Origin of the sequence: Bizionia sp. M204 (assembly GCF_023205095.1) — a bacterium.
GTDB classification, from domain to species: Bacteria; Bacteroidota; Bacteroidia; order Flavobacteriales; family Flavobacteriaceae; genus Algorimicrobium; species Algorimicrobium hallyeonense.
In genome coordinates, this window is the sequence record NZ_CP046242.1 from 1846572 (window position 1) to 1859665 (window position 13094).

The window sequence follows — 13094 nt, forward strand, 5'->3', positions numbered from 1 at the left end:
TAAAAAAGAATACATTTGTAGTACAACTTTAATTTTATGGATTACCAGTTTACAATTATAGTTCCCGTATATAATGAAGAAGATAATTTACCGCGAGTTGAAAAGGAATTATTAGAATACATGCAAATAGCCAGCAGAAAAACAAAGATTTTGTTTGTAAATGATGGCTCCAAAGACAGCAGTCAACATCATATTGAAGATATTGCTAAAAGACATCCTGAATTTCAATATATTAGTTTTAAGGAAAACCGAGGTTTAAGCGCGGCTATAAAAGCTGGTTTTGATTATGCGGACACGGAATTGGTTGGTTATATAGATTCGGATTTACAAACCGATCCAAAGGATTTTAACGTGCTTTTAGAACATATTAATGATTATGATTTGGTAACGGGTGTTCGCGCAAACCGTAAAGATAGTTTTGTTAAAAATATGTCTTCTACCATTGCCAATGGAATTCGCCGTACATTTACTAAAGATGGCATGGACGATACAGGTTGTCCGCTTAAAGTTATAAAAACTGATTATGCCAAGCGGATTCCCATGTTTGAAGGTTTGCATCGCTTTCTTCCTGCTATGATTTTATTGCAAAAAGGTAAGATTGTACAAGTCCCTGTCAAACACTTCCCACGGGTTGCCGGAGAAGCCAAATTTGGCGTTTGGAATCGCTTAATTGGACCGCTAATGGATTGTTTCGCGTATCTCTGGATGAAGAAAAAGTATATTAATTATACGGTTGAGAAACACAATTAATGAGTAATTGGCTCATATATAGTATTGGATTTTTAGCGCAGATATTGTTCTCTTCTCGGCTTATTCTTCAATGGCTATATTCTGAAAAACAAAAACGCGTTATTACGCCTACCATTTTTTGGACTTTAAGTTTATTCGCTTCATTCTTGCTATTTATATATGGATATTTACGTGATGATTTTGCCATTATGCTTGGTCAAGGCTTAACTTATTTTATATATATTCGGAATTTACAACTACAAAACCAATGGCAGAAGTACCCTAAATTCATGCAGTGGTTTTTATTATTAATGCCAACATTTATTGCCATTTTCTATTTTAACAATAATACGATAGACGTGGTGAAACTCTTTAAAAACGAAGCTATTCCTGTCTGGCTACTAACATTAGGAATCGTTTCGCAGGTGGTGTTTACTTTACGTTTTGTATACCAATGGCTCTATTCGGAGAAACAAAAAGAATCAACCCTACCTTTTGGCTTTTGGTTATTAAGTTTAATAGGCTCTATTCTTATTTTAACTTATGCTATTTTCAGAAGAGATCCTGTGTTATTTACAGGTCATATTCTGGGTGCTATTATCTATATTAGGAATTTAATTTTAATCCGAAAATATGCTTCCGCTTCTTAAAAAATATCCCGTTTTATTTATTTGTTTTGGAATTGCACTGGTGTTGCTTCCAAATTTAAACGTAATGGACGTGACTATTATGGAAGCGCGAAATTTTATTACAGCTCGTGAAATGTTAACCGATAATAACTGGCTACTCACAACCATGAATGGCGAAGCCCGTTATGAAAAACCACCTTTACCAACATGGCTTACCGCTATTTCTGCTGCTATTTTTGGTGTACAAAGTGTTTTTGCTATGCGATTGCCTGCGGTTCTATTTATTATGATAATTGCCGTTTTTGTTTTTAAATTATCTAAAAAAATCACAAAAAGTCAATCTTTCGGAATTTTATCTGCAATTATTGTTACCACTTCATTTTATGTTATTGGTATTATGATTGAAGCACCTTGGGATATTTTTACACATGGCTTTATGTGTGTTGCTATTTACTATTTATTTTGCTTTTTCCAAGCGACAAAAACGCAATGGAAATCAGCACTTTTGGCAAGTGTATTTATTGGTTTCTCCATATTGAGTAAAGGACCCGTTAGTTTTTACGCCTTATTATTACCGTTTTTATTGGCTTATGGATTTACATTTAAATATAACCGTTTTAAATCGAAATTTATACCCGTCCTACTTATATTAATTTTAGCGGTTACTGTTGGTGGTTGGTGGTATTTATATGTGCGATTAGAAGATCCAGCCACATTTTTAGCAATTGCAGAAAAAGAAACAGGTAATTGGAGTAGCTATAATGTGCGCCCATTTTATTATTATTGGAGTTTCTTTACGCAAAGTGGTTTGTGGACGATTCCAGCATTTGTCAGTTTGTTATATCCATACTTAAAAACCCGCGTTAGAAACCGTAAAGCTTATAAATTTAGTTTTTTATGGACTATTTTTGCCGTTATATTACTGTCTCTTATACCTGAAAAGAAATCACGGTATTTGATGCCTGTTTTAATTCCCTTAGCAATTAATTGCAGTTTTTATCTAGACTATGTAATTCGTGAATTTAAAAATTTGAAAAATAAACGTGAAACCGTTCCAGTTTATTTCAACTTTGGGTTGATTGGTATTGTAGGCATTGCGTTTCCTTTTTTAGCCTTTGCCTTTTTAAAAGATAATTTAACAGGTTATTGGTTCTCTTTTATATTAGCGTCAGTTATCGTGTTTGTTATGGGTTTTTTCATTTTAAGATTCTTAAAACACATGAATATACGCATGGTTGTCGTTTGCGCTGTAGGACTTTATGCTAGTTTACTCCTTTTTGCTTTACCGCTAAAGGAAGCTTTGAATAGTGAGGACTTCCACCCGATTACTTCTGATATTTCTGGCGATTTAAAACTCTACCAATTCAATTATATAGCACCTGAAATGATTTGGGAATATGGTCAAAAAATTCCACCAATTAAAAATGAGGATGGTACAATGACCTTACCTAAAGAACCTAACTTTGGATTATTAACGATTGGCATAAGCCCGGAAGACTCCAATAAACTTCAGGAAACCTATTCGATAGAAAAAATTAATACGTTTAATTTGAATACCGTTTCTAAAGAATCAAGACAGTATAAAGATAGACTCCTTGCTAACTATTACATATTGACAAAAAAGTAATTATTTCACACCATAACGCTTTTGTAAAAACAGGTCTAGTTTGTAAAACATGAAGCCTGACATTGCGCCAAATGCCATTCCACAAATAACATCCAATGGAAAGTGTACGCCAATATAAATACGGCTGTAACCCATAGCTACTGACCAGATAAGCATTAGAAATATAAAATACTTGTATTTAAAACGGAGTAATAAACCACTGAACACAGCAACTGCCATGGAGTTAGAAGCATGACCAGAAAAGAAACCAAATTGCCCGCCACAATGTGGTTTAACCAAACGAACCAATCCTTCTAAAGTAGGATCATGACAGGGTCTTAAACGCATAACCAATACTTTTTTAAATACATTGGTCATTTGATCGGTAAACAAAACCATTAGAAATATAACAAAAATGGTTATTAAAAATAGTTTAGGCGTTCGTGTTCTGAAAATTATAAAAAGTAAAACGGCATAAAAAGGAATCCAATAGAATTTAGTGGTATAAAACATCCAAAATCCATCCCAAGTGGTTGTTCCTAAATTATTTAAATAAAGAAAAAGTTCAGTGTCGAGTTGTACTAATTGTTCAAGCATAATTAATCTTCGTAACGTTCAATTTCACGATCGTAAAAATCGGTTGCTTGCTGGATTAACGATTCAGCTTCCATCTCCAATTCTTTTTGATCATGCTGATCAAAATCCTCCAACCATTCTACATCATCATTTTCTAAATTGATAATAAATCTAGGGAAATCGGTATGAATAACGAAAATAGCATCTGGAAAATCGGTATTATCGCCTAATAAAAATTTTGGGAACTCCATATATGGTTGTTAGGTGTTAGATAAAATTAAACGTTTGGTAAGATAGTTAAATCGGATAAATAATAAAATTGCTGCTACGGTTAATCCTGCTAATAAACCCATCCATATTCCAAAACTAGCATAGCGTTCGGCACTCCCAAAGTATATACTTATGGGAAACCCAACGATCCAGTAGGAAATAAAGGTTATAATAGTGGGTATTTTTACATCCTGCAAACCACGCAATGCACCAAGCATAACCACTTGAATACTGTCACTAATTTGAAAAATGGCAGCCGCAATTAATAAATTGGCTGCTATACGTAATACCTCAGCGTTATCCACCGCGTTTAGAACATCTGAATTATCTAAATACAATTTTGGTAATTGCTGATGGAAGATAAAAAATAACAGCCCGAAAGTGACCGCCAAAATCATTCCTAGTAAAAAAATTGAAAAGGCAATTCGGCGCAACTCGAAGTAGTTTTTTAATCCTTTTTGGTTACCAACACGTATCATGGATGCGACACTTAAACCGGTTGCCACCATAAAAGTCATGGATGATAAATTTAAAGCAATTTGATTGGCTGCCTGTGCATTCTTACCTAACAACCCACTCAACCAAATGGCGGCTGTAAAAATGGCAACCTCAAAAAACATTTGCATCGCACTTGGTGAGCCTAAATTAATTACTTTTTTGAGTTCTAATTTATCTAGCGCAAATATTTTGATATTAGTAACGTAATCTCTCGATTTTTTATGTCCTTTAAGAATCCACCAAAGGAAAACAACCATGACCACACGTGAGATTAATGTGCCATAGGCTGCTCCAACAATACCAAATTCAGGAAAACCAAATTTTCCAAAAATAAGGACGTAGTTTAAAACCACGTTAACAACATTGGCTACAATAGTAGCATACATAGGATAACGGGTCATGGATAAGCCATCACTAAACTGCTTAAATGCCTGAAAAACAATTAAAGGCACTAGTGAAAAGGCTACCCAATCCAAATACGGAATAGCTAATTCTACTACCTCCAAAGGCTGCTTCATTAGGTACATTAACGGTTTGGCAAATAAGAGTAGTAAAAATAAAAATAACCCTAAAGATGTACATAAAAACAAGCCATGCTTAAATGCTGATTTACCTTTAGCAAAATTTCCTTCCGCATCGGCTTCCGCAACTAAAGGCGTTATAGCTGTTGAAAAACCAATTCCTAAAGACATGGCAATAAACATAAAACTATTACCTAAAGACACAGCCGCTAATTCAGCGGTTCCTAATTGGCCAACCATGATATTATCTACAAATCCTACAAAAGTGTGTCCCAACATACCCAACATAACAGGAGCTGCCAGTTGCCAGTTGTATTTAAACTCTTTCGTGTAGTCGCTTAAAACCATTTTGCAAAAGTAGTATATTCCAATGGGTTTACATATTATGTAAAGGTTCTTTTATTCTTATTTTGCCGGGATTAACATTGTGTTAAGATTTCCATATTATGTATTATATTAACTTGTCAGCCTAATTTAGTTTTTATGAAGTTTAGTTACCTATTTGCGTTTTTGTTATGTTTAAATTATGGTTTGGCTCAAGACAGTCCTGAACCTTTTTTGCCAGAAATAGCTGGGCAATTTCCAAATGTTAGGGATATAGCCATTGCACCTAATGGCAATGAAATTCTATTTACGGCACAAAGTGTAATGGGTAATCTTTCCGCTATAATTTCGTTAAAAAAAATTAATGGTGTTTGGCAAGAACCTCAAGTTGCTGGCTTTTCTGGCCAACATTTTGATTTAGAACCTTGTTTCTCAACAGATGGATTAAAACTCTACTTTGCTTCCTCAAGACCGCTTAATAATGAATTAAAACCTAAAGATTTTGACATTTGGTATGTGGAAAGGAAAAATGTAAATGAACCCTGGTCTAAACCTAAAAACTTGGGTGAACCTGTTAATTCTATTAATGACGAATTTTACCCATCCATTGCAAATAATGGGAATCTCTATTTTACAAGAGCTGATAACTTGAAGAATACGAAAGATGATATTTATGTAAGCATATTTAAAAATGGTACGTATTTAGAACCAGAAACCCTGCCTAACACCGTAAATTCTGATGGCTATGAATACAATGCTTTCATTGCGCCTGATGAATCCTATATTATATTTGGCGCTTATAATCGGCCTGATGGATTAGGAAGTGGTGATTTATATATTAGCAAGAAATTAAAAACGGGTTGGTCTTCAGCCGAAAATTTAGGCCCCTTTGTAAACTCGGAGAAAATGGATTATTGCCCATTTGTTAAAAATGACACTTTGTACTTTACAAGTAAGCGCGATAACACTATAGTTGAACACGAGAAACCGTTATCAATAAATAGTTTATTAGCGGAATTCAACAAAACAGCAAACGGGTCGAGTAAACTGTTTGCTGTTCCATTTAAAATTTTCAATCAGAAGGTTGATTAGAATGTGGCTACCACTTGTTTAGCTAAATCAAATTCTTTCAGCATATCCTTTACAATTTCTGCTACAGGTTTTATATCGTGAATAAGTCCTGCTATTTGACCAATTTCCAATTCGCCATCTTCCAAATCACCTTCAAACATACCCCGTTTAGCACGCGCACGACCTAATAGCTCTTTTAATTGTTCTGGTGATGGAGATGATTTATAAAGTTCCTGAATTTCGTCGTAGAATTTGTTTTTAACCAAGCGTACTGGTGCCAATTCTTTTAAGGTTAATTGGGTATCACCTTCCTTGACATCCACAACAACCTGTTTAAAAGCTTGATGGGCTGAACTTTCCTCACTAGCCACAAAGCGACTTCCCACTTGAACGGCATCGGCACCTAAAATCATAGTAGCTAACATGGCTTTTCCGGTAGCAATACCGCCAGCTGCAATTAATGGAATGGTCAGCTGTTCTCTTACCATGGGAATTAATGTTAGTGTTGTGGTTTCATCGCGACCATTATGTCCACCAGCTTCAAAACCCTCGGCTACAACCGCATCCACACCAGCATCTTGTGCTTTTAAGGCAAATTTTACACTGCTCACCACATGGACAACCGTAATGCCACGCTCTTGCAACCAGCTTGTCCATGTTTTTGGATTTCCTGCCGAGGTAAAAACAATTTTTACACCTTCTTCCACAATAATATTCATGATTTCTTCCACATTTGGATATAACATAGGCACGTTAACACCAAAGGGTTTATCAGTTGCTTTTTTACATTTCTGAATATGCTCACGTAACACATCAGGATACATACTTCCCGCTCCTAACAAGCCTAGAATTCCAGCGTTACTAGATGCTGAAGCTAAACGCCAACCTGAATTCCAAATCATTCCAGCTTGAATAATTGGATATTGAATATTAAAAAGTTTGGTGATTTTATTGGACATAATATAATGTGTTTTTAATTTGAAATATAGTAACTAATAAAGACGATGCGAAATATATAAACGTACCTAATCCCTATGAAATTACGCCTGAACCAATAAGTTCATCATTTAAATACCACGCTGCAAACTGCCCTTCAGCTATGGCTGACTGTGGGTTTGAAAACTCAATATATAAACCAGATTCTACACGATATAACGTGGCTTTTTCTAATGGTTGCCTGTAGCGAATACGCGCTAAAACCGTCATGGTTTCCCCTTTGGATAGTGCTAAATCTTCACGAACCCAATGCAAATCATCATTTGAAATAAATAAAGCTGATTTATATAATCCAGGGTGTGCTTTTCCTTGACCTGTGTAAATCACATTCTCGTTAACATCAGTATCAATGACAAATAATGGTTCCACGGTTCCTCCAACCGCCAATCCTTTGCGCTGTCCTTTAGTGTAAAAATGAGCACCTTGGTGTTTACCAACTACTTTTCCGTCCGTAACGTTATAATCCGCTTTTCTAGATAAATAGGCTAATTCCAATTCTTTAGAATCAAAAATCGGGTTTGAAATTTCATAATCTGCATAGGTGCTTGGAATTTCAACTATAACGCCTTCTCTTGGTTTTAACTGTTGTTGTAGAAAATCTGGCAACCTAACTTTTCCAATAAAGCACAAACCTTGAGAGTCTTTTTTATCAGCTGTCACTAAATCCAATTTTGTTGCTATATCTCGAACTTCTGGTTTTGTTAACTCGCCTATAGGAAATAATGATTTTGCTAATTGCGCTTGCGATAATTGACATAAAAAGTAGGATTGATCTTTATTGTCATCCACGCCTGCTAATAATTGATGAATAGTTTCACCGTTTTTATCAAAAGATGTTTTACGGCAATAGTGACCTGTTGCTACAAAATCCGCTCCTAAATCTAAAGCGATTTTCATAAACACATCAAACTTGATTTCCCGGTTGCAAAGCACATCAGGATTTGGGGTTCGCCCGCTTTCGTATTCCTTGAACATATAATCAACAATACGCTCTTTGTATTCTTCACTTAAATCGACTGTCTGAAATGGGATTCCTAATTTATCCGCCACTAACATGGCATCATTACTATCATCTAACCAAGGACATTCATCAGATATCGTTACAGAATCATCATGCCAATTTTTCATAAACAAGCCAATAACCTCAAAGCCCTGCTCTTTTAAAAGATAGGCTGCTACACTGGAATCTACACCTCCAGATAATCCGACGATAACACGTTTTTTGTTTTCCATAATTGGGTGCAAAGATACGAAAATCAAGTAATATCTCTTCTTCCTAAGCGGTCCTAATTACAGGCTAAATAATTTATTTTGTTTAAAGTTTTGTTAATTTTAATAAACATAATTCGGGTTTTTGTTTAATGTTTTATTATATTTGCTAAACAAACATAAAAACTTAACAAGATGAAAACATTAACAGCATTAAAAAGATTTTCGGCTACCTTACTAGTAGTCTTATTTATCACATCCTGTAGTAGTGATGATGATAACAACATTTACACGCCGCCAGCACAACAAAATAACATTGTAGATCTAGCGTTGGCCACGCCTGAATTAAGTTCGTTAGTAGCTGCAGTACAAGCTGCCGACGGAGATTTAGTTTCAGTATTACAAGGATCAGGACCATTTACCGTTTTAGCGCCTGATAATGACGCGTTTGCAGCATTTTTAGCAGCCAATGGATTTGCTTCCTTAAATGATGTACCAACAGATGTATTGTCACAAATACTTTTAAATCATGTAATTTCTGGATCTGTGCCTTCAACCGCTTTGGTAAGTCAAGGCTCTGGTTATGAATCTACTAATGCAACAGGTGCAGGTGGTGCAAGCATGAGTTTATATTTTAATACAGCCAACAACGATGTACGTTTTAATAATGTATCATCTGTTTCAACTGCCGATATTGAAGCATCTAACGGCATCATTCACATAGTTGATGGTGTTATTGGCTTACCAGACGTGGTAGATCACGCCCTTGCAAATTCGAGCTTTAGTAATTTAGTAGCCGCTTTAGGTGCTGCTGATGGTGATTTAGTTTCCGTATTACAAGGAGGTGGACCATTTACAGTTTTAGCACCAGTTGATGCAGCTTTCGCTAATTTTTTAGCGGATAACGGATTCTCTGGGTTAGGTGATGTACCAACCGATGTATTATCGCAAGTACTTTTAAACCATGTATTAGCAGGTGCCACCTTTTCTACAGATTTAGTAAATATGGGTGCGGGTTATACCACAACTAGTGCAACTGGTGCTGGAAACAACCCAATGAGTTTATATTTTAATACCGCAGATGGTGTTGAATTTAACGGAATTTCTACGGTAGCCATAGCAGATGTTGTGGGAACAAATGGTGTTATCCATGCTGTGGATGCGGTTATTGGATTACCAACTGTAGTCGATTTTGCATTAGCTGATCCTACTTTTGAAACTTTAGTTGCAGCATTAACAAGAGACGATTTAACGTTTGACTACGTAGGGACACTTTCTACACCAAATGGAACAGCTCCAGCACCTTTTACAGTTTTTGCACCTACTAATGCAGCCTTTGGTGATTTATTAACAGAATTAAATGTAGCAACTTTAGGTGATATCCCAGAACCAACTTTAAAAGCTACGTTAGATATGCATGCGGTTGCAGGTGCAAACGTAAGATCAAGTGCTTTAATGGATAACATGACTGTTGGTACTTTAGGTGGAAACATAACAGCAAATATTACTGGTGGTGCAACCTTAACTGATGCAAACGGCAGAGTAAGCAACATAATTGCTGTTGATGTTCAAGCTTCCAATGGCGTTATTCATGCTATCGACAAGGTTGTTTTACCACCTTTATAATAGTAAGAAATTTATAGTGTTCAACATTATTGATCGCTATAAATGTGATTAAATTGCTTTGAAAAAGAGAAGCTGTTCTTTAATTAGAACAGCTTTTTTTATTAATTAACCATAAAACTAGTAGGTGAAAGTTTACAATTAATATATTAAAATCGATTTTGAATTCATGAATATATTACATAGATTGCAGTCCTTATGTTTAGGTATTCCCCATTTTGATTGATTAATAGCTAAAAATTACGAATGCATACCTAACAAAATAAAGCTCCTTAAATCTTTAAGGAGCTTTTATATTTTATGAGCGCAATTCCTAATTAGACTTCTTATACGGATTATTGCTTTTTGGCGTAAAATCCTTTTCTTCCTTTAAAGTCCCATTTTCATAATACTTCCAAATTCCATGTTTCTGATCATTACGGTAAGTGCCTTCCACTAATAAAACACCCGTTTCGTTATAAAATTTGGCTTCTCCGTGTAAATTGCCCATTTTATAATGGTGCTCCTTAATAACTGTTCCGTTTTCTGCATAGCCCAAAGTCTTACCATGTAGCTTTCCATTTTCGTAAAGTGCTTTTTCAGCTACTTGCCCATTTAAATAATAAACAAATCGCGCACCTTCTAGCAATCCTTTATTATTATAATGTTCCAAGGTCATGATTTGCGTTCCATTATTATGGTAGTATTTCCAATCGCCAATATATGTTTTGTCTCGCATGAGCCCTTCACTTATTACTTTTCCTGTACTACCAAAAAAGGTCACTTTTGCAGTATCTGTATTGGGATTAAACTCACGTGTAGCAGTCAAAACGGCTTCCCCTTTAATATTTTTATAGAACTTAAACACGCCTATTTCTTTTCCATGTTGAAAAGCGCCTTCATAACGAACAACATTTGTTCCTTCAAAATTCTTTTTCCACTTACCGTCGCGTTTACCGTTGGCATCAAACTGATTAAATGTTTGCGCGAAACTCATAAAACCCATAAATAGTGCTAAAACAAATAGTATCTGCTTCATAATTATAACCTGTGTATTAAATATCTAAACGAAATAATATAGCATTTGTTATATCAAAAAAGCTGCCAATTAAGGCAGCTTGATTTTTTTATTTCTTACGCTTTTCTTGCGCTTGTTTCTGTAGTTCGGCTTGCTCCATCATATCAGCCATTTTCTTCTGAAACTTACTTTGTTTTTTCGGTTTCTTTTTATTGATCTGAATTTGAGCATGAATTTTATCTTCATCAAGAATGTAATTCTTAATTACCAACATAATTCCAATACTAATAACGTTAGAAATAAAGTAGTACAAACTTAAACCAGATGCATAATTATTAAAGAAGAATAACATCATTAATGGTGATATGTAAATCATGTACTTCATTAGTTTAGCCATATCTGGCATGCCCTCTTGAGTTGGTTGCGATGCCATTTGCTGTCCTGTTGTCATTTTCATATAAAAGAAAATAGCAATAGAGGCTAAAATTGGAAATAAACTAACGTGATCACCATACCACGGAATGGTAAATGGTAAATTGGCTACAATATCATAAGATGATAAATCGTCTGCCCATAGGAAACTTTTCTGTCTTAAATCGAAAGCCGATGGGAAAAACTGGAATAAAGCATAGAAAACGGGCAACTGTATTAAAGCTGGTAAACAACCACTCAACGGACTGGCACCTGCCTTATTTTGCAAAGCCATAGTTTCCTGCTGCGCTTTCATTTTATTATTCTTATGCTTCTCACGAATAGCATCTAATTCCGGTTTTAAAACTTTTAATTTTGCCTGCGACAGGAATTGCTTGTACTGAACAAATGATAATAAGAACTTTATTAAAATGGTCATTACAATAATAGCCACACCATATGGTAAAAAGCTTGCTAAAAAGGCAAATAATGGAACAAAAACATAACGGTTTATCCAACCGAAGATTCCCCAACCAAATGGAATACTATCTTCTAGACCAATATCATATTTCTGTAAAACCTTGTTGTCTGTTGGGCCAAAATAAAAGCCTAGTTCTTGATTTAACTCACCAGCATTTGCTTCTAAAGCAAATCTCGTTTGATAGGCCTTTGTAAACACCGTATCAACTTCTTCATTTTCCACTAGATCGGTTGAATTGAATTGCACGGATTTTAATGGCACTTTGGACGTTAAAATACTGCTAAAGAAATGCTGTCTGTACGACAACCAACTTACATCAACTTCTGTTTCTTCATCTTCACCCGTTGGGCTTAATTTATCAATTTTACCACCTTCATATTGATACGTTAATCGCGTGTATCGGTTTTCATAACTGATACTTTTATCATGACGATAGGTTTGTAATTGCCAGTCTAAATTTATGGGTTGCGAGCTATTAATAACATTACTTAAGCCTTGGGAACGGATTGTAAAATCAACCATATAATCATTTGGTTGAATTTCATAACGATATTCTAAAAACTGATTCGCAGATACTTTAAGTTTCATGGAAACGACCGTGTTTTCACCATTTTTAGTTACCGTTGGTTCAAAATATAAATCTTGGGTATTTAGAATGCGACTATCAGTGGTACCGAAATTAATATTAAAATCCGTATTCCCATCTTTTATAAGATAGATTGGGATGGAATCAAAATCGACAAACTTTTTTAATTTAACTTCAGATAAATATCCCCCTTTATTGCTAAATTTTAAATCTAAAACCTCCGTTTTCACTTCTGTTTCATTGGATTTTGCAGATGGCAGGCTTGCTGAATAGGCAAAAGCACCTAATTTATTTTGTAAGGCTACAAATTGGGTAGAATCTTGGGCGTTAGCTACTGAATAATCTTCCGCCGTTGTAACAGCAGTTTCTTTCTGATTTTGAGCTTGCTTTTCAGCTTCAACTTGCTCTTGTTTAGCGCGTTCTTGTTCTGCTAATTCCTCTGGAGTTGGCTGGTTGGCGTACATCATGTACACTAATATTCCAAAAATTAGGACAAACCCTATTATCGAATTCAGGTCAAATTTCTTTTCTTCCATATATTAAATTGGTTGTCGTTTTAAAACTACC

Annotated in this window: 12 protein-coding genes; 5 read left to right on the forward strand and 7 right to left on the reverse strand. The window is 35.1% G+C overall.

Annotated elements, in window-relative coordinates; all coding sequences use genetic code 11:
• Positions 1-36 precede the first annotated feature (36 nt).
• Genes GMA17_RS08310 through GMA17_RS08320 form a run of 3 tightly spaced genes read left to right on the forward strand, consistent with a single transcriptional unit; the run spans position 37 to position 2985 of the window.
• A complete protein-coding gene (locus tag GMA17_RS08310) occupies positions 37-750 on the forward strand; it encodes a glycosyltransferase family 2 protein (protein WP_248395143.1) in 714 nt (237 codons plus the stop codon).
• The gene (locus tag GMA17_RS08315) at positions 750-1379 is read left to right on the forward strand and encodes a lipid-A-disaccharide synthase N-terminal domain-containing protein (RefSeq protein ID WP_248395144.1); all 630 of its coding nucleotides are present in this window, start codon (positions 750-752) and stop codon (positions 1377-1379) included. The genes GMA17_RS08310 and GMA17_RS08315 overlap by 1 nt, the downstream gene beginning before the upstream one ends.
• Positions 1363-2985 carry a glycosyltransferase family 39 protein gene (locus GMA17_RS08320; RefSeq protein WP_248395145.1) on the forward strand — a complete coding sequence of 541 codons (1623 nt, stop codon included), beginning with the start codon at positions 1363-1365 and terminating at the stop codon, positions 2983-2985. The genes GMA17_RS08315 and GMA17_RS08320 overlap by 17 nt, the downstream gene beginning before the upstream one ends.
• On the opposite strand, the gene GMA17_RS08325 is transcribed toward GMA17_RS08320, so the two are convergent.
• The 3 genes from GMA17_RS08325 to GMA17_RS08335 are packed head-to-tail and all read right to left on the reverse strand — an operon-like array spanning position 2986 to position 5177.
• Positions 2986-3561: a phosphatase PAP2 family protein gene (locus GMA17_RS08325; protein ID WP_248395146.1), complete on the reverse strand. Its 576-nt coding sequence runs from the start codon at positions 3559-3561 to the stop codon at positions 2986-2988.
• 2 nt (positions 3562-3563) lie between these two features.
• Positions 3564-3791, reverse strand: coding sequence for a hypothetical protein (locus GMA17_RS08330; protein ID WP_248395147.1), 228 nt, complete (start codon positions 3789-3791; stop codon positions 3564-3566).
• Between the two features lie 9 nt (positions 3792-3800).
• Entirely contained in the window at positions 3801-5177 is a 1377-nt protein-coding gene (locus GMA17_RS08335) for an MATE family efflux transporter (protein WP_248395148.1), read from the reverse strand.
• A 135-nt stretch (positions 5178-5312) separates the two neighbouring features.
• On the opposite strand from GMA17_RS08335, the gene GMA17_RS08340 reads away from it, so the two are divergent.
• Positions 5313-6245 (forward strand): hypothetical protein, encoded by a 933-nt coding sequence (locus tag GMA17_RS08340; RefSeq protein WP_248395149.1) that lies wholly within the window; start codon positions 5313-5315, stop codon positions 6243-6245.
• Here the strand turns inward: GMA17_RS08340 and GMA17_RS08345 are convergent.
• Positions 6242-7183: a nitronate monooxygenase family protein gene (locus GMA17_RS08345; RefSeq protein ID WP_248395150.1), complete on the reverse strand. Its 942-nt coding sequence runs from the start codon at positions 7181-7183 to the stop codon at positions 6242-6244. The genes GMA17_RS08340 and GMA17_RS08345 overlap by 4 nt on opposite strands.
• A gap of 73 nt (positions 7184-7256) precedes the next feature.
• The gene (mnmA, locus tag GMA17_RS08350; protein ID WP_248395151.1) at positions 7257-8453 is read right to left on the reverse strand and encodes a tRNA 2-thiouridine(34) synthase MnmA; all 1197 of its coding nucleotides are present in this window, start codon (positions 8451-8453) and stop codon (positions 7257-7259) included.
• Positions 8454-8624: 171 nt separating this feature from the next.
• On the opposite strand from mnmA, the gene GMA17_RS08355 reads away from it, so the two are divergent.
• Positions 8625-10055 (forward strand): fasciclin domain-containing protein, encoded by a 1431-nt coding sequence (locus tag GMA17_RS08355; protein ID WP_248395152.1) that lies wholly within the window; start codon positions 8625-8627, stop codon positions 10053-10055.
• A 310-nt stretch (positions 10056-10365) separates the two neighbouring features.
• Here GMA17_RS08355 and GMA17_RS08360 read toward each other — a convergent pair whose 3' ends face one another.
• Positions 10366-11070, reverse strand: a complete 705-nt coding sequence (locus GMA17_RS08360; RefSeq protein ID WP_248395153.1) for a toxin-antitoxin system YwqK family antitoxin — start codon at positions 11068-11070, stop codon at positions 10366-10368.
• Positions 11071-11158: 88 nt separating this feature from the next.
• The gene (yidC, locus tag GMA17_RS08365) at positions 11159-13063 is read right to left on the reverse strand and encodes a membrane protein insertase YidC (protein ID WP_248395154.1); all 1905 of its coding nucleotides are present in this window, start codon (positions 13061-13063) and stop codon (positions 11159-11161) included.
• Positions 13064-13094: the final 31 nt, after the last annotated feature.

Excerpts from the sequence above, each read along its gene's own strand:
- GMA17_RS08310 (WP_248395143.1), top strand. The coding sequence starts at position 37 with ATGGATTACCAGTTTACAATTATAGTTCCCGTATATAATGAAGAAGAT.
- GMA17_RS08315 (WP_248395144.1), top strand. The coding sequence starts at position 750 with ATGAGTAATTGGCTCATATATAGTATTGGATTTTTAGCGCAGATATTG.
- GMA17_RS08320 (WP_248395145.1), top strand. The coding sequence starts at position 1,363 with ATGCTTCCGCTTCTTAAAAAATATCCCGTTTTATTTATTTGTTTTGGA.
- GMA17_RS08325 (WP_248395146.1), bottom strand. The coding sequence starts at position 3,561 with ATGCTTGAACAATTAGTACAACTCGACACTGAACTTTTTCTTTATTTA.
- GMA17_RS08330 (WP_248395147.1), bottom strand. The coding sequence starts at position 3,791 with ATGGAGTTCCCAAAATTTTTATTAGGCGATAATACCGATTTTCCAGAT.
- GMA17_RS08335 (WP_248395148.1), bottom strand. The coding sequence starts at position 5,177 with ATGGTTTTAAGCGACTACACGAAAGAGTTTAAATACAACTGGCAACTG.
- GMA17_RS08340 (WP_248395149.1), top strand. The coding sequence starts at position 5,313 with ATGAAGTTTAGTTACCTATTTGCGTTTTTGTTATGTTTAAATTATGGT.
- GMA17_RS08345 (WP_248395150.1), bottom strand. The coding sequence starts at position 7,183 with ATGTCCAATAAAATCACCAAACTTTTTAATATTCAATATCCAATTATT.
- mnmA (WP_248395151.1), bottom strand. The coding sequence starts at position 8,453 with ATGGAAAACAAAAAACGTGTTATCGTCGGATTATCTGGAGGTGTAGAT.
- GMA17_RS08355 (WP_248395152.1), top strand. The coding sequence starts at position 8,625 with ATGAAAACATTAACAGCATTAAAAAGATTTTCGGCTACCTTACTAGTA.
- GMA17_RS08360 (WP_248395153.1), bottom strand. The coding sequence starts at position 11,070 with ATGAAGCAGATACTATTTGTTTTAGCACTATTTATGGGTTTTATGAGT.
- yidC (WP_248395154.1), bottom strand. The coding sequence starts at position 13,063 with ATGGAAGAAAAGAAATTTGACCTGAATTCGATAATAGGGTTTGTCCTA.